General features: G+C 53.8%; 17 protein-coding genes. 9 read left to right on the forward strand and 8 right to left on the reverse strand.

All coding sequences use genetic code 11. The annotated features are described in order from the left end of the window. The first annotated feature begins 166 nt into the window (after positions 1 to 166). Both thiC and HNR65_RS00390 read left to right on the forward strand, forming a co-directional pair. Positions 167 to 1,453, forward strand: a complete 1,287-nt coding sequence (gene thiC / locus HNR65_RS00385; protein WP_181549469.1) for a phosphomethylpyrimidine synthase ThiC — start codon at positions 167 to 169, stop codon at positions 1,451 to 1,453. A 31-nt stretch (positions 1,454 to 1,484) separates the two neighbouring features. Further along, positions 1,485 to 3,095: a fumarate hydratase gene (locus HNR65_RS00390; RefSeq protein ID WP_181549470.1), complete on the forward strand. Its 1,611-nt coding sequence runs from the start codon at positions 1,485 to 1,487 to the stop codon at positions 3,093 to 3,095. A 71-nt stretch (positions 3,096 to 3,166) separates the two neighbouring features. On the opposite strand, the gene HNR65_RS00395 is transcribed toward HNR65_RS00390, so the two are convergent. Further along, positions 3,167 to 3,664, reverse strand: coding sequence for a rubrerythrin family protein (locus tag HNR65_RS00395; protein WP_181549471.1), 498 nt, complete (start codon positions 3,662 to 3,664; stop codon positions 3,167 to 3,169). 316 nt (positions 3,665 to 3,980) lie between these two features. Here HNR65_RS00395 and HNR65_RS00400 point away from each other — a divergent pair, with 316 nt between their 5' ends. Further along, positions 3,981 to 4,373 (forward strand): hypothetical protein, encoded by a 393-nt coding sequence (locus HNR65_RS00400; protein ID WP_181549472.1) that lies wholly within the window; start codon positions 3,981 to 3,983, stop codon positions 4,371 to 4,373. Positions 4,374 to 4,391: 18 nt separating this feature from the next. Here the strand turns inward: HNR65_RS00400 and yihG are convergent, their stop codons facing one another. Continuing rightward, a complete protein-coding gene (gene yihG, locus HNR65_RS00405; RefSeq protein WP_181549473.1) occupies positions 4,392 to 5,288 on the reverse strand; it encodes a 1-acylglycerol-3-phosphate O-acyltransferase, YihG family in 897 nt (298 codons plus the stop codon). A 405-nt stretch (positions 5,289 to 5,693) separates the two neighbouring features. Here yihG and proV point away from each other — a divergent pair, with 405 nt between their 5' ends. The 4 genes from proV (at position 5,694) to HNR65_RS00425 (ending at position 10,344) form a co-directional block, all read left to right on the forward strand. Next, positions 5,694 to 6,932, forward strand: coding sequence for a glycine betaine/L-proline ABC transporter ATP-binding protein ProV (gene proV, locus HNR65_RS00410; protein WP_181549474.1), 1,239 nt, complete (start codon positions 5,694 to 5,696; stop codon positions 6,930 to 6,932). A gap of 8 nt (positions 6,933 to 6,940) precedes the next feature. Next, positions 6,941 to 7,786, forward strand: coding sequence for an ABC transporter permease (locus HNR65_RS00415; RefSeq protein ID WP_181549475.1), 846 nt, complete (start codon positions 6,941 to 6,943; stop codon positions 7,784 to 7,786). Positions 7,787 to 7,868: 82 nt separating this feature from the next. Further along, a complete protein-coding gene (gene proX, locus HNR65_RS00420) occupies positions 7,869 to 8,909 on the forward strand; it encodes a glycine betaine/L-proline ABC transporter substrate-binding protein ProX (RefSeq protein ID WP_181549476.1) in 1,041 nt (346 codons plus the stop codon). 253 nt (positions 8,910 to 9,162) lie between these two features. Beyond that, positions 9,163 to 10,344 (forward strand): hypothetical protein, encoded by a 1,182-nt coding sequence (locus tag HNR65_RS00425; RefSeq protein ID WP_181549477.1) that lies wholly within the window; start codon positions 9,163 to 9,165, stop codon positions 10,342 to 10,344. 730 nt (positions 10,345 to 11,074) lie between these two features. Here HNR65_RS00425 and HNR65_RS00430 read toward each other — a convergent pair. Beyond that, a complete protein-coding gene (locus tag HNR65_RS00430; RefSeq protein WP_181549478.1) occupies positions 11,075 to 11,779 on the reverse strand; it encodes a rubredoxin-like domain-containing protein in 705 nt (234 codons plus the stop codon). A gap of 596 nt (positions 11,780 to 12,375) precedes the next feature. Beyond that, the gene (locus HNR65_RS00435) at positions 12,376 to 12,771 is read right to left on the reverse strand and encodes a pyridoxamine 5'-phosphate oxidase family protein (protein ID WP_181549479.1); all 396 of its coding nucleotides are present in this window, start codon (positions 12,769 to 12,771) and stop codon (positions 12,376 to 12,378) included. A 252-nt stretch (positions 12,772 to 13,023) separates the two neighbouring features. On the opposite strand from HNR65_RS00435, the gene HNR65_RS00440 reads away from it, so the two are divergent. After that, positions 13,024 to 15,120 (forward strand): 6-phosphofructokinase, encoded by a 2,097-nt coding sequence (locus HNR65_RS00440; protein WP_181549480.1) that lies wholly within the window; start codon positions 13,024 to 13,026, stop codon positions 15,118 to 15,120. Between the two features lie 103 nt (positions 15,121 to 15,223). Here HNR65_RS00440 and HNR65_RS00445 read toward each other — a convergent pair whose 3' ends face one another. The 3 genes from HNR65_RS00445 to hisD all read right to left on the reverse strand — a co-directional run bounded on the left by HNR65_RS00445 (position 15,224) and on the right by hisD (position 18,013). Further along, on the reverse strand, positions 15,224 to 16,084 hold the full coding sequence (locus HNR65_RS00445) for an Mrp/NBP35 family ATP-binding protein (protein ID WP_181549481.1): 861 nt from the start codon (positions 16,082 to 16,084) through the stop codon (positions 15,224 to 15,226). 52 nt (positions 16,085 to 16,136) lie between these two features. Continuing rightward, a complete protein-coding gene (locus tag HNR65_RS00450) occupies positions 16,137 to 16,577 on the reverse strand; it encodes a DUF134 domain-containing protein (RefSeq protein ID WP_181549482.1) in 441 nt (146 codons plus the stop codon). 134 nt (positions 16,578 to 16,711) lie between these two features. Next, positions 16,712 to 18,013: a histidinol dehydrogenase gene (gene hisD, locus HNR65_RS00455; protein WP_181549483.1), complete on the reverse strand. Its 1,302-nt coding sequence runs from the start codon at positions 18,011 to 18,013 to the stop codon at positions 16,712 to 16,714. Positions 18,014 to 18,335: 322 nt separating this feature from the next. Between hisD and serC the strand changes: the two genes are divergently transcribed. Then, positions 18,336 to 19,424 (forward strand): 3-phosphoserine/phosphohydroxythreonine transaminase, encoded by a 1,089-nt coding sequence (gene serC / locus HNR65_RS00460; RefSeq protein ID WP_181549484.1) that lies wholly within the window; start codon positions 18,336 to 18,338, stop codon positions 19,422 to 19,424. Between the two features lie 115 nt (positions 19,425 to 19,539). Here serC and HNR65_RS00465 read toward each other — a convergent pair whose 3' ends face one another. After that, positions 19,540 to 20,745, reverse strand: a complete 1,206-nt coding sequence (locus HNR65_RS00465) for a thiolase family protein (RefSeq protein WP_181549485.1) — start codon at positions 20,743 to 20,745, stop codon at positions 19,540 to 19,542. Positions 20,746 to 20,771 lie beyond the last annotated feature (26 nt).

A 20,771-nucleotide genomic window follows, 5' to 3' on the forward strand; every position in this document is an offset into this window, starting at 1 on the left:
CCGTAAAAAGTCTGATTTCAGATGGTGCAGTAAATACCATGTTGGTCCCAAACGATGTTAGAATAAGGAAGTCAACATTAACTTATTCAACAAAGGAGGGAACCAACATGGTATTTACTGCGCCATCAATCTTTAGTGAATAAACAAACAAAGACAGGAAAATCCCATGACACAGCTGGAATCGGCCAGGGCCGGGCGCATCACCGATGAAATGCGCCAGGTGGCGGAATATGAACAAATCCCCCCGGAGGAACTGCGCGATAAAATCGCTTCAGGCCGCGTGGTGATACCCAAAAATGCCGCCCGGCAATTTGTCCCCCGGGCAATCGGAAAAGGGCTTTGCACCAAGGTCAACGCCAATATCGGCACATCGCCGAGCCGGCATGACCCCGCCCGGGAACTGGCCAAGCTCGATGCAGCCGTGGCCGCGGGCGCTGATGCGGTCATGGATCTGTCCACCGGCGGGGACCTGGATGCGACCCTGCGGTCCATATTGGACAAAAGCCCTGTAATGGTGGGCACGGTGCCGGTTTACAAGGCAGTCAGCCGAATGCTGGCAGCAGGACGGACCTGCATTGATTTGACTTCTGATGATATTTTTGATGAAATTGAAGCCCAGTGCAGGGAAGGAGTGGATTTTATCACCGTGCACTGCGGCATTACCCAAAACACGCTGCAGGTGCTTAAGGGCTGCGGCCGGCATTTGGGCATGGTATCGCGCGGCGGGAGCCTGATTGCCGAATGGATGGTGCGCAACCAGGCGGAAAATCCGTTATATGCCCAGTATGATCGGCTCCTGGAAATCACCCGGGCCCATGACGTGACCCTGTCGCTGGGCGACGGCCTGCGGCCGGGCAGTATTTTTGACGCCCAGGACCGGGCCCAGATCAGCGAGCTGGTGGTGCTCGGACAACTGGCCCAACAGGCCCGGGATGCCGGGGTTCAGGTGATGATTGAAGGACCGGGGCATGTGCCTTTATCCAGAATTGCCATGGACATGAAGCTGCAGCAGCAGTTGTGCGGACAGGCCCCTTATTACGTGCTCGGACCACTGCCAACAGATATTGCTGCCGGCCACGACCATATTGCCGGTGCCGTTGGCGGCGCCATTGCCGCGGCCTCAGGCGCAGATTTTCTCTGCTACGTGACCCCGGCCGAGCATCTGACCCTGCCCGGTTTGGATGAAGTGCGGGAGGGCGTTATTGCCTCAAAAATCGCCGCCCATATCGGGGACCTGGAAAAGGGCGTGGCCGGCGCATGGGACCGGGATCGGGAAATGACCGCAGCGCGAAGAGGCTTTGACTGGCCGGCGGTTTTCGCACATGCCATTGACCCGGAAAAAGCCCGGGCCATGCGGGCCCAAAGCGAGGACCACGACAAGGACGTCTGCACCATGTGCGGTGACTTCTGTGCCCTGAAAACCTATGGCCGGGCCTTGGAAGAAATCAAATAACAGTGCAACCCTTAAAGCAAAGGAGTCTGTGATGGCCGAGTTTCATTATCAGCCCATGTTCCCCCTGGGAGCCGATGACACGCCGTACCGAAAACTCAGTGATGCAGGTGTTGGCATGGCCGAATTTGAAGGCCGGACCGTGCTCAAGGTGGCTGCCGAAGCCCTTTCCGAGCTTGCAAAAACTGCTTTCACAGACGTGGCCCACCTGTACCGGACCCGGCATTTGCAGCAGCTTGCAGATATTTTAAATGATCCGGAAAGCTCGGACAATGATCGGTTCGTGGCCCTGGAAATGCTTAAAAACGCCGTTATTTCAGCAGAATTTGTCTTTCCCATGTGCCAGGACACGGGCACGGCGGTGATCATCGGCAAAAAGGGGGAGCAGGTCCGGACCGGCGCAGATGACGAAAAAGCCCTTTCCAAAGGCGTGTTTGACGCCTACAGCCAAAACAACCTGCGCTATTCCCAGAATGCACCCCTGGATTTGTACACGGAAAAAAACACCGGATGCAACCTGCCGGCCCAGATCGAACTGTACGCCACCCAGGGCGATGCGTACAATTTTCTCATGATCGCCAAAGGGGGGGGATCGGCCAACAAAACCTACCTGTTCCAGGAAACCAAGGCGGTATTAAACGAAAAAGCCCTGATTCCGTTTTTAACCGGGAAAATGAAATCCCTTGGAACAGCGGCCTGTCCGCCCTACCACCTGGGCGTTGTTATTGGCGGCACCTCTGCTGAAGCCAATCTCAAGACCGTGAAACTGGCCACTGCCGGCTATCTCGACACCCTTCCGGTCTCGGGCAACGAATACGGCCATGCCTTTCGCGATCCGGACATGGAAGCAAAGCTTCTGGCTGCATCCCAACAGCTGGGTCTGGGCGCCCAGTTCGGGGGGAAATATTTCTGCCATGACGTGCGCGTCATCCGCCTTCCCAGACACGGGGCATCGTGTCCCATCGGCATCGGGGTAAGCTGCAGCGCAGACCGCAATATCAAGGGCAAAATCACAAAAGACGGTGTTTTTGTGGAAGAGCTCGACACCGACCCGGCCCGGTTTCTGCCGGATGCCCCGGCCGTGGACACCCCGGCGGTGCAAATTGATTTAAACCGGCCCATGGACGAAATCCGCAGGGAGCTTTCCGGCTATCCGGTTACCACCCGCCTGCTACTTTCCGGCGACATCGTGGTGGCCAGAGACATCGCCCATGCCCGGATCAATGAGCAGCTGGAAAAAACCGGGCTGCTCCCGGATTACATCAAAGATCACATCATCTATTATGCAGGCCCGGCCAAAACCCCGGAAGGGTATGCATCCGGAGCTTTCGGCCCCACCACGGCCGCGCGCATGGATCCTTACGTGCCTTTATTTCAAAAACACGGCGGTGCATTTGTCACCCTGGCCAAGGGCAACCGCTCAGCCATTGTCAAAGATGCGTGCAGGGATTACGGCGGATTTTATCTGGGCTCCATCGGCGGGCCCGCGGCCAGGCTGGGCAGGGACTGCATCACAAAAGTGGAGGTGATCGATTTTGCCGAACTGGGCATGGAGGCGGTCTACAAGATACGGGTGCGGGATTTTCCGGCGTTCATCATCATTGACGACAAAGGCAATGATTTTTTCGAACAAATTTTGGGCTGATAGCCGGTACTGCTGCAGCAGTGCAGGCCCGGGCCGCCCTTTTTGCCCGGGCCTGCACTATGCCGCCAAAATCAGTCCACCCGCTCAAAGGCCTTACTTTTGGCCTTACAGACCGGACACACATCCGGGGGCTCGTTGGCCACGGTGTTGCCGCAAAGGGAGCAGACATAATAGCATTCCACGTCCTCGCCCCGGCCCAGTTCATCCAGGGCCTTTCGATAAAGCCCGGCATGTATCTGCTCGACTTCGTTTGCCCAGGTAAAACTCTGGTCAGCGGCTTTCTCCCCCTCTTCCCGGGCGTCTTTGATCATGTCCGGGTACATGGATTTAAATTCATAGGTCTCGCCTTCGATGGCTTCCTTGAGATTTTCCGCTGTACTGCCGATACCGTTCATGGCCCGCAGATGGGCGTGCGCATGGACGGTTTCCGCCGCGGCCGCAGCCCGGAAAAGTCTTGCCGCAGCCGGATAGCCCTCTTTGTCCGCCTGCTTGGCAAATGCCAGATACTTGCGGTTGGCCTGGGATTCACCGGCGAATGCGTCCTTTAAATGCTGCATGGTCTTTCCCATTTGCTCCTCCTTGGATTCATGTATTTTTGGATTTATCGTTGCAAATCATTAAAATATACATCCCGCATCACTTTTCAAGTTTTGTCAAAAGTATTTCAATTTTTGTGCCACAAGGCAGGGTCCAATATTTCAGGCTTTTTTTGGCAAACTTTTCCCTCCCTGTCTCAATGAGACACTGCCCACGTGATACACCCGGTTCCCGGCTGAGACAAAGAATCGTCGCCATGGTATCAACTTGTATTGATGCCCGGGCCGGGCCTGTGTTATGTAAAAGCCAAAAAGACGGAGCAAGCCGTCACAGATTAAAGGAAGGCGGATGAAAACTGCAAAACAACGCATTGAGCCATTAATAAAGGTGGATTTACTGGTTTCGGCCGGCAAGCGCCCATCCGGCACCGAAGTCATGGACCCGGAGCCGGTGGGATTTATTTTCGGTATTGGCAAGGCGGGCCTGACCCCCCTGGAGCGAAAAATCGAAGGCCGGTACGCAGATGAGCATCTGAGCATGGAAATCAGCAAATCCGCCATACCCGATTTTTTCGGACATATTTTCCCATTTCCCCTGCGCTTGAAAATTGCCCTGGATCCGTTTTATCTGAACCTGAAAATCGTATCTGTAGCCCCGGCCGATGCCCGGGAGGTGGTGCGGGCCATGGCGGAAATCACGGCTTGCAGCGGATGTGACTGCGGATGCGGAGGTCATTTTTAACCAGCACAGCCGCCGGGATTAATCAGACAAAAGCCTGCCTATGGTCTGATCCTTTTGGGCCCACAGCTGATCCAGCCATTGATAAAACCGGTCCCGGCCCCGCTGATCGGCAAAATACCGGCCGTTTTTCAAATCTTCGGCAATGGGCCGCAGTCGGACATCCACCCGGACACGACGGGTCCGGCCGCAAAAAAAATCCCACAGGCCGGGGATACCATCGGGATAGGCAATGGTGATATCCACCAGATCCTGTAGCTGATCGCTCATGGCGTAGAGTATCATGGCTGCCCCGCCCGCCCGGGGCTTTAACAGGCGCCGGTAGGGCGAGCCCTGTTTTTTTTGTTTTTCCCGGGTAAACCGGGTGCCTTCCACAAAATTCATCACCGCCACAGGAGTGTGGCGGAATTTCTCGCAGGATTTGCGTGTGGTTTCCAGGTCCTGCCCCTTCAAATGGGGGTATTTTTCCACCACATGTCTTGGATAGCGTTTCATCACCGGAAAATCCAGTCCCCAGAAACATTGTCCCATCAAAGGCAGCCACAGCAGTTCCTTTTTGATAAAAAACTTATATGGCGGGACCCGGCCGGCCAGCACCCGGATTAACACCAGGATATCCACCCAGCTCTGGTGATTGGAAACAATCAGGCACCAACGGTCCATGCGCAGATCCGCCTGCCCGCGGATATCATATTCCACCCGGCCCAAAATCCGGTGGGTCCAAACGGAGCAGGCCACCCACATGCCGCTGGCAATCCGGTCCAGCGCCCGGCTGGCGTGCTTTTGCACCGCTTTTACCGGAACCAAAAATTTCACCGCAGCCACCAGGAAAAAAAGCGCGCACAGCACCACAGTAAAGATCACATATACGGAAAAGGTCGCCAGACCCCGCAACACCGAAATCAAAGCAAGTCGCATCAGCAATAACCTGCCCGGGTATGAGCAGCCGCCCCGGATGAACACAATGACTGAAAAATGAACATCGATTGCGCCATTTGTTTTTTTAAATTAACAAAATATCATATAATTTCAAGTTGTTTTCGGTATTCCAAAAAATGAAAGAGGCTTTTTGCACTTCAGCCGAATTGACAATCTATTAAAATTGTAGTAAAAACTATCAGTTATCAGAAAAGGGGAAACAGGCATACAGTACTATATCAAAAACTTATTTCATAGCAGGGATAAATTTATTTGATTTTTTTCCCTTTGCCAATAGTGTTTTAACATGAGCCCATGTTAGGCTAAACGATTTTCGAAACCGGACTTTTCAGGGGCGTAAATTAAAAATTTTTTTCCGATCATTCCAAAAAGAGGATAACAACCATGGGGAACGACTCATCAAATGGCCATCAACGCCTTGTGGTGGAAAACGCCTACAAGATTTTCGGAGGCGATCCCGGCCCGGCCTATGAAATGCTCAAACAGGGTAAAGGCAAAGATGTAATCTACAAGGAAACCGGACTTACCATCGGGGTGCAGAATGCCAATTTCTCTGTTTATGCCGGAGAAATTTTTGTAATCATGGGGCTGTCCGGCTCAGGCAAATCAACTTTGGTACGGCTGCTCAACCGCTTAATCGAGCCCACATCCGGCAAGATCCTTGTGGAGGACCAGGACATCACCAAGATGGACGTCAAGGAACTGACGGAAACGCGAAGAAAATACATGAGCATGGTCTTTCAGTCTTTTGCCCTGATGCCGCATCTGACAGTTCACCAAAACGCCGCCTTTGGCCTGGAGATCATGGGTTTTACAGAAAAAAAACGAAAAGAGCGGGCCATGTCCGCCCTCGAACAGGTTGGCCTCGACCATGTGGCCAACAGTTATCCCAAATCCCTTTCCGGGGGCATGCAGCAGCGCGTGGGACTGGCCCGCGGCCTGGCCGTTGATCCCGATATCATGCTTATGGACGAGGCATTTTCCGCCTTAGACCCCCTGATCCGCACGGAGATGCAGGACGAACTGCTCAAACTCCAGGAAGGAAGCGACCGGACGGTTATTTTTATCTCCCATGACCTGGATGAAGCCATGCGCATCGGCGACCGCATCGCCATCATGGAAAGCGGCCGGATCGTACAGATCGGCGCACCCGAAGAAATCATGCGCAACCCGGCTGACGATTACGTCAAGGCCTTTTTCCGGGGGGTGGATCCCACCAATGTGTATACCGCCGGCGACATTGCCACCACCACTCAGGTGACATTCCCGCTGCACAAGGCCGGGCTGCGGGCGGTGCGCCAGCGGCTCAATGAATATGACCGGGAATATGCCTATGTGCTGCGCAAGGACCGCACCTATGTGGGAGTGGTATCCCTGAACAAAATCCAGCAGGCCCTGGAAGATGAAAGTATCAATTCCCAGGACATCACACCGGCCTACCTTGAAAAAATCGAACCGGTCCGGCAGGATGCAACCCTTCAGGAAGTGCTGCCCAAGCTCACTGAATATGAATGCCCGGTTCCCATCGTGGATTCCGCCAACAAATACAAGGGCACCATCTCCAGGCATCTGTTTTTGCGGACCCTGAGCCGGGAAACCAATTTTGACGAACAATACGCATAGGAGGCACCATGTTTGATATATTCCGATACACCATTCCCCTGGATGACTGGATTGCATACGCGGTTGACTTGCTGGTGGGCAATTTCCGGCCTCAGTTCCAAGCCATAAAAATGCCCATTCAGTGGATGCTAAACGGCATCAACGACCTTTTGCTGTGGCTGCCGCCGGAAATCGTTCTGGTGCTGTTCCTTGTAGGCGGCTGGAGGGCTGCTGGCTGGAAAGTGGGGATTTTCAGTTTTATTTCCATGGGCTTTATCGGCTTGATCGGATTGTGGCCCGAGACCATGACCACTTTGGCCATGGTGATCTCCGCTGTTGTGGTATGCGTGTTAATCGGCGTTCCTTTAGGCATTTTGTCATCGAGAAGCGATCGGTTTGCCAGTTCTCTGCGCCCGATTTTGGATGCCATGCAAACCACCCCGGCATTTGTCTACCTGGTGCCCGTGGTCATGCTGTTTTCCATCGGCACGGTGGCCGGCGTGATTGCCACCATCATCTTTTCCATGCCCCCGATTATCCGCCTGACCAACCTTGGGATCCGCCAGGTGCACCCGGAGCTAATCGAGGCCACCTACTCCTTTGGGGCCACCCGGAGCCAGGTTTTATGGAAAGTGCAGATCCCCCTGGCCCTGACCACCATCATGGCCGGATTAAACCAGACCATTATGTTGTCATTGTCCATGGTGGTCATTGCATCCCTGATCGGCGCCGGCGGTCTGGGCGTGCCCGTGTTTGAGGGATTGAACAGCCTGCAGGTAGGCCTGGCCGGCATCGGCGGTCTCGGCATTGTTTTGATGGCCATGGTGCTCGACCGCATCACCCAGGCGCTGGGGCAAACCAAGTATGATGAATAACGCTTTGCCGGGTGTGGATCATGTACCCGTCAAACAAAACCTGTAACCATTGACAGGACAACACCAAAAAAGGAGGATTCCCATGAAACTGGCAAAAAGAATCGGTCTTGCAGGGCTTGTGATAGCCGCCTGCATGATGGCATTTTCCGGCACAACCATGGCAGAGGACCTGCCCGGCAAGGGCAAAACCATTGAACCGGCTGCGGCCACATGGACCACCGGGTTTTTCCTGGAAGCCCTTTATTCAAGGGCCTGTGAAGAACTCGGCTATGAGGTCGAAGAGGCCAAAAAACTCGGCGGCCCGATTTTTTACCGCTCTTTGGCCAATGGCGAGGTGGATTTCTGGGCCAATGGCTGGTTTCCCCTGCACGCGGAATTTCTACCCAGAAACTGGGACAAACGGATCGTTATGGCCGGCACGGTTGTAAAGGCCGGCGCTGTCCAGGGATACCTGGTGTCCAAGGAACATGTGGAAGAATACGACATCAAGTCTCTGGATGATTTCCGGCGCGACGAGGTCAAAGAAGCTTTTGACGCCAACGGCGACGGAAAGGCCGATCTCGTGGCCTGCCCGCCGGGCTGGGGATGTGAGAAAACCATTGCCCATCACATGGACGTCTATGATCTCCACGATGACATCAACCTGATCAAGGCCGGATACAGCGCCGGCATGGCCGATGCCCTGGCCCGTTACGAGGACGGACAGCCGGTGTTTTTCTACACCTGGACCCCCAACTGGACGGTCTATAAGTTCAAGCCGGGCGAGGACGTCATGTGGATCAACGTGCCGGAAATCATTCCCAAGGAAGGCCAGAAGGGCCTGGAAGACGCCATGATCGCCAAGGGGCTGACCGGAACAGTGACCGATCCCTGTAAAATGGGCTTTGTGGCAAATGACATCCGCGTGGTGGCCAACAAGGATTTCCTTGAGGCAAATCCGGCTGTGAAAACCATGTTTGCCCTGATGTCTGTTCCCTTCCCCGACATTGCCGCCCAGAACAACCGCATGTTTGAGGGCGAAGACAAGCAGGAAGACGTGGAAAGACACGTGGACGAGTGGATCGAGGAAAACCAGGACAAGTGGAACGCCTGGCTGACAGCGGCCAAGGCCGCGGCCAAATAGACCGTGCGCTTCAAACCCGGCCGGAGCCGGTCTGAAAATCTCTCTGTGACCGGCCAGCCGGCATCCAATAATTGTTGACCTAAAAAATCTCCCGGGGTAAAAAGGATTAATCCGTTTGCCTTGGGAGATTCTTGTGAAAAACCGCAAAAACTGAAATCTGAAAAGATGTTTATTTAATTCAAACCGTTTTCCCGCAAAGACGGGAAAACAAAAAACAACGGCAAAACAGAAACACAAACGAAAGGAGCAACAAATGCGCAAATCAAAAAGGAACCTGTTTTTAGCAGGGCTGCTGGTATTATTACTGGCATTCCCCGCCGGCGCCATGGCCATTGAACTGGGCCCCCTGGACGTAGGCGGCGCCATCAGGGCCAATTATCTGATTGGTGATTATGAAGATGAGGATCCATCAGCACCTTCTAGCGCAGAAGATGATGGCGGGAATTTTGTTCTTGACACGTTTCGCATCAATCTGGATTACGAGCAGGATCAATGGGTGGGCAAAGCCGAATACCGGTTTTATGACGGGTATCACTTTCTGCATACCGGCTGGATGGGCTACAACTTTGACGAGAAAAGCCAGCTTCAGGTTGGTGTCAACCGCGTGCCCTTTGGTCCCGGCCCTTACGGCGTATCCCAGAGCTGGCTGTTTGACCAGCACTATTACGTGGGCCTTTCTGACGACATGGACCTGGGTGCCAAATACATCACATCCTTTGGCAAGCTGAAAATGGATTTTGCCTATTATGTCATGGATGAGGGCAATTATTTTGGCTCCACAGAAGACAGCAGTCGTTATTCCTATGACGTGGTGAATGAAAGCGGAGACGGTTACGAAGAAGAGCACCAGTTCAATATCCGAGCCGTTTATCCCGTTGAAATGGGCGCTGTCAAAACTGATTTGGGAGGTTCCCTGCAGTACGGAATGCTGGACAGCAACGGCCCCCAGGATGACGGTAGTCACTGGGCCGGATCCATTCACGCGGTCAATAAGTTCAACAACTGGAACCTGACTGCACAGCTTACCTATTACGATTATGACGTAGAAAAGCCCGACGGCAGCACTGCTGACCTAGTTCAATTTGGTGCATATGATTTTCCAACCCTGGTAGCTGCAGAGGCCTGGATTCCAGCTGTCTCCCTGAGCTACTACCTGGAAACCCCGCAGATCGATTTTCTTGACTATATGATTCCGTATGTTGAGTATTCCTCCATTATCAAGGATGAAAGCGACTTCAATGACAGTGAAATGTGGGTCCTGGGTGCTGCCTGGGCCCGCGGCGGATGGTATATATATACCGACTTGGCTTACTCTAACGGCAATGATTTTGTCGGTGGCGAACCTTTTAATGATTCCTATAATAATCGATTTGGGGACAATCCGAATGATGAATGGCAGTACCGCTTCAACATCAACTTTGGCTATTATTTCTAAGCAAATGGCGTAAAGCCAAATTGCACTAAAAAAAGCATGACCTGAAAAGGCCCGGGTTTCGAGAAATCGAAATCCGGGCCTTTTTTTTGCCGGAGCGCGCCCGTCTCGTGCGGCCCGGCGTTGGTGCCGCCCCCTGACGGTCGCGCACTCGGGCCGGGCAGTTCTAAGGCTTGCTCCGCTGCGGCCGAAGTAATTCGGCCGCGGCCGCTTCGCTTCGCCAAGAACTGCTGGCCGGCCCAACGTGCAATGCGCCGCCAGGAGGCGGCATCAACGCCGGACCGTACGGGAAAACGCTTGTTTCTGTCCGGACCAGGGAAACCGAAGGCTTTAGCCAAATCGGAAATGCTATGGCCATGCGTGTCCCATCGACATATAGATCTACACGCTGTGTACCACTAATATCGAGGGTTTTCGGATTTTTTTCGGAGTTATCGATTTCAGCTTTAACCAGAAATGGCATATATAAAAATCAAGCACTTATATCCAATATTTTGGCTTTTTCAAAATCGATGGGACAGTAGTGAAATGGGGAAAATACCCCGAGAGGCTGGACAACGGGGCGCGGGCGGGGGATGGTTTGTGAATTGCATTGAGCGCGCCAGCGGTCAGCAAGGCACAAACCATACCGCGACCGGCCCCGTGCGAAAACCGGGGCAAATTCAAAATCCGGGGAAAATGCGAAAATCTTGAGCAAACAAGAGCCGCCGGTCAAACAGGTTATAAATCTGCTCTAATCCTTGAAAACAAGCTTTCCACCGATTAAACCGGCTACCACTGCTGCGGCCAGCATAATCAGATTCAAAAACACAAAACCGGCCTGACGGGCTGCCCCGCCGGACAAAATCTCCGGGTTGACAACATACCAGATCACCACCAGCAGACAGGTGACGGTCACAATCAACGCGGTGATGATCTTGAAGATAAAAATAGTGGTCCATGAACCGCCGTATTTGCGCTGCCAGGCATTGTAACCGGTATAGAGCACTGCCGGCATTGCGATTAACACCACCACGCTGTTGTAAAACGCTGCCGTGGCAAAACCCTGGCCTGTGCACCAGAGGGCGAGAAGGACAAACAGAACAGATACCGGCAGTACCCCGTTGGGGATGTGCACGGACACGGGATGGGCATGATGCCGGATCATCTGGCCATTGGCAAACTCGATCCAGCCCTTTTTGCCGGAACCCTTTTGCCCGGATGCGCTTTGTCCTGTTTGGGACTTTTGTTTTGAACCCGGGCTTTGGGCTTTTGCCTTCTCAGCCATGGCCTTTTCCCGCTCAAGCTGTTTTTCGCTTTTTTTGGCCTGGATCTCTTTGGCTTCCGCATCACTGACTTCAACAAACTTGCTTTTATCCGCCCCGCATACCGGACAGGTCTCCGGCGGCTGATCCCCCTCGTGAATGTAGTTGCAGACCGTGCACCGCCATTTTTTCATTTTGGACTTTCTCCTTTTTTTAAAAATAATGAAAGGGTCACAAACGTTTTTTCCATCGCTTGATGTTTTTCAGGAAGAAAGCCCTGCGGTCGGAGTTTTGGTTTTTTCGCTCCTGACCGTTTACGGATTCAGCCAATGCCTTCGCTAAAATTTCAAAAACTCGGCCTGCCGGCCTCAAACAATTTGAAATTTTTTAGCTCCGGCATTTGCTGAATTTTTCCGTAAACGCTCAATGTCGCTTCAAAAACCAAAACCCCGACCTTGGCTTTCTTGGAAACTTGTTGGAAGATTGTCCCCGCATAACAATATATGATTTTGCTTAAAAATGCTTCTCCGGACCGCATCCCGGGACCAAGCTATAACAGTAACTTTTTCTGAAGTTACTTAGATGTGTTGCTCCGGACCCCCTGGTGTGAAACTTTGCACACAGTCGGCCATGATGCCGGCCCGGGGGTGGTTTGCGAGTCGCATTGAGCGCGCCAGCGGTCAGCAGGGAGCAAACCGCCGCCGGGCCGGCATCATGCGAAAATCATAGAACCAAACACGAACAGCAACTTTTTTGAAACTTACTGGAATTTCAGTTTCTTGCCCCGGGATCACTTGCCATCACCCGCGCCGATCAGAGGCAGGGTCTTATCCACCCGAAAAGTGACCAGATAAAGATCCGTATTGTCCGGGTCCGCATCTGTTGTGGGACACCGCCGCTTCATGGACCGGATTTTCTCAACATCGCTTTCCTCGCCGGTTCTTGTCAGATACAGCCGGCAGCCCTTGTAGCCCGGGCCCTTCTCCATAAACAGAAAGGATGCCTTTGGATTTTCCAGCAGATTTTTCCGGGTCAGCCGATCGCGCATGATCATGGCCACAGAGCCGTCTTCGAGCACATGGGGCCTTGCATAGACAGCAGCGTTGACGTTTCCGGCCGCATCGGCCGTGGCCATGATGCCGGTGCCTTCAGTTTCTTCAAAATACGATTTCAGATCCTTCTGCATTTGTCCTCTCCTTGTGATGCAATGGTTTGCTATTTCAAACATAAACTTCGTATCGGATATTTTCCACAAATATAGCAATGATTGCGCCTGTGCGCAAAAAGAATGCAGGAGATATGCGCAAAACCCCTTTTTTCAGAAAAATCAAACCGCCTCCTGTCCTGGATGCTTGACACCCCGGCATCAAACGCTATACTTGAATACAGACCCGCATATAAGCATCGGCAACCCGGAAAAAAACGGAGAAAAAACCAAATGACGGAAAAAAGCACCTGGTCGCTGAAATCTTTCATGGCGCAGGCAGACGTTGGAAAAACCGTCAGCAGCGCCAGTTCCGCCTTGTCAGAACGCCTCGGATTCATCCCCCCCGTATGCGAAGTCTTCAAATCCCCTTTTATCCGGCTGGAAACAGAAAACCGTTATGGTTTCCAAATCCACCCCTCGGCCCGGGAAAGCCTGCCCGATATCATTGACAACCCGGTGGAGGGCATTGTGGGCGCAGATCAGCCGGACCCGGCAGCCAAACCTTCGGACAGGCGGCTTAACATCGGCATTGTGTTTTCCGGCGGGCCGGCCCCGGGAGGGCATAACGTGATTGCCGGGGTATTTGACGCCATGTTTGCGGCCAATGAAAACAGCCGCCTTTTCGGATTTCTTTTGGGTCCTGACGGTATCCTGGAAAACAATTACATGGAAATCACCCGGGAAAAAGTCGATGCCTACCGCAACCTGGGCGGCTTTACCATGATCGGAACCGGAAGATCCAAAATCGACACACCGGATAAAATGGCTCTGGCCCGCCAGCACTGCCTTGATTTGAACCTGGATGCCCTGGTGATCGTGGGCGGCGATGATTCCAACACCAATGCCGCGTTCATGGCCCAGGAGTTTTTCAATGACGGCATACAGGTCATTGGCGTGCCCAAGACCATTGACGGGGACATCCAGGTGCGGGACAAAAACAGCGAGTTGTTGTGTGCCATGTCCTTTGGCTTTCACACCGCGGCCCGGGCCTTTGCCCACAATGTCAGCGGGCTGTGTGCGGACTGCAGCTCAGATGTGAAATACTGGCATATCTGCAAGGTCATGGGGCGGGTGGCCAGCCACCTGGCCCTGGAAGTGGGCCTGCAGGTCCATCCCAATATTACACTTATTGGCGAGGAAGTGGCTGATTTCATTGACGAGGAGCGGATTGAAAAAGCCCGTGAGCAGGGAACCGTGGATTACACCGCCTATGGCATGACACTTCGGCACGTCTCCCGGCTGATCTGCGACGGCATTGTCAAGCGGGCGGCTGCGGGCAAAAATTACGGCGTGATTGTCATGCCCGAGGGGTTGCTGGAATTTATCAATGAAATCCAGGTATTTATCATCAAGCTCAATACCATTATCGCAGACTACAACCAGACCCATGACACGGATTTTCACTCGGATTTCCCGACCCTGGACGACAAGCTCGACCATTTGCGGCGCATGGCCCGCATGGCCCGGGAAAACCATATTTTCACGGTCTGGAATACCCGGGATGACGACCTGTTTAATGTCCTGCCCCCGTTTTTCCAGGAAGGCCTGCTCACGGAGCGAGATAGCCACGGCAACTTCCAGTTCTCCCAGGTGGAAACCGACAAGGTGATCATGGGCCTGGTCAAGGATTACCTCAAAACCCTGGCCGAGCAGGGCGTCTATAAAATCGGCATCGAACGGGGCTGGTATGCCCGGACCATGGAAAAAGGCGGCCTGGATCCGAAAACCTACGGCCGGGCCCTGTTTCAAAACTTTGACACCGATGATGCCTTTCTGCTGGTCAAAAAATCCGCGGTTTCGGTAAAAACCTTAAAACAGACCCTGGCCCGGGAAGGGGTTTTGGATGAAAGCAAAGACATTCCCAAACCCATTGACAAAATCTACAAGGCCTCCATGCCCAAATTCAAAACCCAGAATCATTTCTACGGCTATGACGGCCGGGGAAATGATCCCACCTGGTTTGACTGCACCTACACCTACAATCTGGGGCGAACCGTATTTGCCTTGATCGCCTGCGGAGCCACCGGGCAGATGGCAGCCATTAAGAACCTGGAAAAAGATTTTTCCGACTGGACGCCTCTGGGCATCCCCATTGCTCCCCTGATGCACCTCGAGGAACGCAAGGGGAAACTGGCCCTGGTGCTGGAAAAATCCCTTGTGGACATTGAAGCCCCGGCCTTTCGGGTGTTTTCCGCAATGCGGGAGAAATGGCTGGCCGCCGAACCCGGACCGGATTGTTACCGCAGGCCCGGACCCATCCGCTATTCAGGCGAAAGCGAGGATTCCCGGCCCATTACCCTGGTGTTAAACGAACTGGGACGCCAATAAAAAAAAGCGGGGCGCATGCAAAAACACTGCGCCCCGCCCTCATTTTCCAATCGGGTTTCTAAACCGATTTTTTCCCGGCCGAATCTTTTGGCCTAAGCTGAGTTCAGGATTGGATCAGCTTGCCCATTTGCTCCACGATCCGGTCAAAGGCCTGTGTCACAGCCGAATCCGCGTACGCACGCATATAGGACTGGCCGGCATCGCCGGACTTGACCATGTTGGCATCAAAAGGAATCCGGCCCAGAAAATTGAGCCCGAACTGCTGCGCGGTTTTCTCTCCGCCGCCGGAACCAAACAGCTCAATGGTTTCGCCGCAGTGGGGACAGGCATAGCCGCTCATGTTCTCGATGACGCCGAATACCGGCATTTCCACCTTGCTGCAGAAGTTGATGGATTTGCGCACGTCTGAAAGGGCCACCTCCTGGGGAGTGGTCACGATAATGGCCTGGGCGTCGGGAATGGTCTGGGCCACGCTCATGGGCTCATCTCCGGTGCCCGGAGGCGAGTCCACGATCAGAAAATCCAGTTCCCCCCAGTCCACGTCAGATACAAACTGGGTGATGGCCGAATGCTTGAGCGGCCCCCGCCAAATAACGGCTGAATCCTTGTCCGGCATGAGCCCCTCAATGGAAATGGCCGCCAAGTGGTCGCTGTAGCGCATTGGGGCGAGCTTTTTGCCGTCTCCGGTGAGCATGCCGGACAAACCCAGCATCCTGGGCACATCCGGGCCGTGCACATCCACATCCATAATGCCCACCTGATATCCCTTTTCTGCCAGGGCCATGGCCAGGTTCACAGACACGCTGGTTTTGCCCACGCCGCCCTTGCCGCTCATGACCACGAACTTGTTTTTGATTTTGGCAAGGGTTTCCTTGACCGACTGTTCCTGCTGCTGTTGCTGTTGTTGCTGCTGTTGCTGCTGGGCTTGCTGCGAGTCGCATCCGCCCTGCTGACACTTTTCCATAATTGACTGCTCCTTATATGCAAAATAAAATGAACAATTCAAAAGCCGGCGCCTATCGGCACTCTGAGGGCTTGCTCTCTGAGGGCCCAACCCGGCCTACCTGCATATCCCCGCACTCCGGGCAATTCTCCGGCCGGCCGGTTCCGCACGGCAACACCCACTGATGGTTGCATACCTTACAGCCGAATCGTCGCTCCGTATCCACAAACCGGTAGGAACCCCCTTCAATGCGGATGGCCCTGCCGTTTATCAGGGCATCGGCCACCACCTTGCGCGCTTGTTCGATGATCCGGCCGAAAGTGGCCCTGGAAACACCCATGAGCTCTCCTGCGGCCTCATGGGAGAATCCTTCATAATCAGCCAGCCGGATGGCTTCGCACTCATCCACTGTCAGAACACTTTCCGACAGTTCCTTCATGGGAATCCCCCGGGGCTTGAAATAACTGACATTCGGATTGTATGCGACATTGCGTTTTTTATGCGGTCTCCCCATTTTTCTCCACCTTATGAGTATAATCTCAAAATATTAAAATATGTACTTGCCGCCCTCTTGTCAAGGCCGGATTTTTCCCTAAGCAGACAGCCTGTTCGGGCCCTGAATCCTGACAGATAACTTTCAGGATCGCCTTATGATTTAAGCCGCTGACGTATGGATGCCGCATGTGCGGACAAACCCTCAATTTCGGCCAGACCGGCAATGGCGTCGGCTTCGCGTTCAAACGCATCCTTTGAATAATAAACCACGCTGGACTGTTTGACAAAGCAGTCAACCGAAAGGGCCGATGAAAACCGGGCTGAACCGCCGGTGGGCAGCACGTGGTTGGGGCCGGCCATGTAATCGCCCACCGGCTCGGGGGTATAGGCGCCAAGGAAAACCGCCCCGGCGTTTTTGACCAGCGGCAGCCAGGCAAACGGGTCCCGGATCTGCAATTCCAGGTGCTCCGGAGCGATCCGGTTGGACAGGGCCATGGCCGCGGAAATATCGCCAACCACAAAAACCGCACCAAAATCTTCTATGGACTGCTCTGCGATCTGTTTTCTGGAAAGCCCGGCCAGTTGGTGCTGAACCTCGGATTTCACTGATTGGACCAGTTCCCGGGATGTGGCCACGAGTATGGCCGATGACAGAGGATCGTGCTCGGCCTGGGACAGCAGATCGGCTGCGATAAAGCCCGGATCGGCTGTTTCATCGGCGACCACCAGGATTTCACTGGGCCCGGCGATCATATCCACGCCCACGAATGCAGAAACGATTTTCTTGGCCAGGGTCACGTAAATATTTCCCGGCCCCACGATCACATCCACCGGGGCAATGGTCTTTGTGCCGTGGGCCAGGGCAGCCACAGCCCAGGCGCTGCCGGTTTTATAAATCTCAGTGACCCCGACCCGATCTGCAGCAGCCAGCAGATGGGCATTGATTGTGCCGTCTTCCATGGGCGGGGTGACCATGACAACCCGGCTGACACCGGCAATGGCAGCCGGTATGGCGCCCATGAGCACCGATGACACCAAAGGCGTTGTGCCTCCCTTTGCCCCGGGAACATAAACTCCGGCCGCATCCACTGGATTGGTCAACTGGCCCAGCACCACGCCCTGGCGGTCAGCGGTAAACCAGGAATTGCGCACCTGTCTGCGGTGAAAAGCCTCAATCTGGGATGCAGCCGTATCAAGGGCGGACAGAAATTCTGAACTCACAAAATTGCGTGCGGCCTCCATTTCTGTATCTGTCACCCTGAGCCCGGAAATCTCCATTCCGGGGGCATCAAAGCGGTTGGTATATTCCATAACCGCTTCATCGCCGCGGGTACGCACATCCCCGATAATGGCGGCCACATTTTGATAATCGGCCGCACCCGCATCCAGGCCCCGGTTGACAATTGCCTGAATCCGGTTTTCCGCCTCAGCAGAGGGGTAATCATAGATCTTCATTTTCCACTTCTCCAGCGCTGAGATTCAACCCGGTCTTACGGCCTGACCGGATCAATGGCCCGAAATTTTCCGGGGTTTTTAAAATTTTTCTCTGTTTTATGGCAAAGCCGGGCAGATGTCAACAAGCCGGCCGCGCCTGCCGATGACCCGACCCTGGCAAAAACAATGCAACTATCTGCAATTTCCGACAATCATTAGTTGTTGACTTATTTTAACAATTATGTAATACTTAATGTTTATGTTTTATTTTGTTATGCGCTTGTAAAAAGTCTGATTACAGACGGCTTTGTAAAAAGTTCAATATCAATCGGAGGAACCCTTTATGGAAGTCAATCGAATTTGCAATTTCAATGCCGGCCCGGCTGCCCTGCCCGAGCCGGTGCTCCAGGAACTGCAGGAAAATGTACTGAATTTTCAAAACTGCTGCATGTCCATTCTGGAAATCAGTCACCGGTCCAACGACTTTGACAATGTGATCAATGATGCCGTGGCCCGCACCAAGCGTCTTTTGGGCATCGGGGACAACTATCACGTCCTGTTTCTCCAGGGCGGTGCCAGCCTGCAGTTTGCCATGATCCCAATGAACTTTCTTGCAGAAGGGCGAACGGCCGATTACATCAACACCGGCACCTGGTCCACCAAGGCCATCAAGGAAGCCCAAATCCAGAAAAAGAACTTTAACGTGGCCGCCTCTTCCGAGGACCGCAATTTTGCCTACATTCCCAAGGAGTTCTCCTTTAACCCGGATGCCACATTTGTCCACATCACCTCCAACAACACCATCAAAGGAACCCAGTGGGATCAGTTTCCGGACACAGGCGATGTCCCCCTGATAGCGGACATGTCCTCGGATTTCATGTGCCGGCCCATTGACATGTCCAAATTCGGCATGATCTATGTGGGCGCACAGAAAAATATCGGCCCGGCCGGGGTTTGCATGGTGATTGTGCGCGATGATATGCTCAAACTCATTCCCGACGGTCTGCCCACCATGCTGGACTACCGCACCCATGTGGAGAAAAACTCCATGTACAACACCCCGCCCTGCTTTGCCATCTACACGGTGCAGCTGGTGCTCAAGTGGCTGGAGGAAACTGTTGGCGGACTGGGGGAGATGGAAAAAATCAACCGGAAAAAGGCGGAACTGCTTTATGCCGCATTTGATGAAAGCGATTTTTACAAGGGAACCGCGGATCTCGACAGCCGTTCAATGATGAATGTTACTTTCCGGCTTCCCAGCGAGGAACTGGAAAAGAAATTCATTGACCAGGCCGCGCAAAACGGTCTTGGCGGTCTTAAGGGCCATCGCTCGGTTGGCGGCTGCCGGGCCTCGATCTATAACGCCACCACCGTGGAAAACGTTGAAAAGCTGATATCCTTTATGAAGGAATTTGAAAACCGGAACAAATAATGGCCTTGGTAAAGGACAAACGAAAAGCCCATAAAAAAGGCTGCCGGGCCAACCCGGCAGCCTTTTATTTTCAATCCGACAAGGGCGGCGGTATCAATCCACCGCCCTGTCTTGTCTATACCAGCTCAAACACAGCCGCAGCACCCATGCCGCCGCCGATGCACATGGATTCCACGCCGTATTTCACGCCGCGTTCTTTCATCTCGTTGATCACCTGGGCGCAGAGCTTGGCGCCGGTGCAGCCCAGGGGGTGGCCCAGGGCGATGGCACCGCCGTTGACATTGACAATGCGCTTGTCACTGTCAGAGGTCCACAGGCTCTTGTCATCATACATCCCGAGCTGCTGCAGGCAGTAGATGGCCTGGGAGGCAAAGGCCTCGTTGACTTCAAAAATGCCGATATCCTCGACCTTAAGCCCGGCCATGTCCAGGACCTTGGGAATTGCGTAAGCAGGCCCCACGCCCATTTCATCGGCCCTGCAGCCGGCCACGGTATAGGTTTTGACTTTTGCAATGGGCTCCAGGTTGTATTTCTTCAGGGCCTCTTCGCTTACGATCAGCGTGGCAGCGGCCCCGTCAGTGGTCTGGGAGGAATTTCCCGCTGTAACGGATCCGTTTGCGGCAAAAACCGGACGAAGCTTGCCAAGCCCCTCAATGGTAGTGACCTCCCGGATGCCGTCGTCAAAATCCTGGACAAAGGTCTGCTCTTCCCACTGGCCGTCTTTTTCCACGAAGCGGGAGGCCGGGGTGGGAACGAGCTCCTTGTAAAGTCCGTTCTTTTTGGCATTTGCCGCTTTCATCTGAGAATGATAGGCAAACTCGTCCTGCATTTCCCGACTGACATTGTAACGGTTGGCCACGTTTTCCGCGGTAATGCCCATGGAAACGTAGACATCCGGATTTTCCTTTGCCATCTTGGGATGCGGGCGGGGCATGTTGCCGCCCATGGGCACAATGCTCATGGATTCAATGCCGCCGCCGATGGCCACGTCACACCATCCGCTTTTGATGCGCATGGCCTGAAGCGAAATGGCTTCCAGTCCCGAGGAGCAGAAACGATTGACCGTGGCCCCGCAGGTTGAGTCCGGAAAACCGGCCATCTGGGCGATAATACGTCCGATATTAAGCCCCTGCTGGGCTTCGGGAAACGAACACCCGATCATCAGGTCTTCCACATCCTTTTTGTCCAGATTGGGGGTTTTTTCCATGACAGCTTCTATCACGGTCTTGAGCAGATCCTCCGGCCGTGTCTGGGCCAATGCGCCTTTGCCCCTCCGGCAGCCCGGCGTGCGGAGCGATGTGACAATATAGGCTTCTCTCATCTGTATATCCTCCTAACTTTCAGTTA

The sequence above is a fragment of the Desulfosalsimonas propionicica genome (genome assembly GCF_013761005.1).
GTDB classification, from domain to species: domain Bacteria; phylum Desulfobacterota; class Desulfobacteria; order Desulfobacterales; family Desulfosalsimonadaceae; genus Desulfosalsimonas; species Desulfosalsimonas propionicica.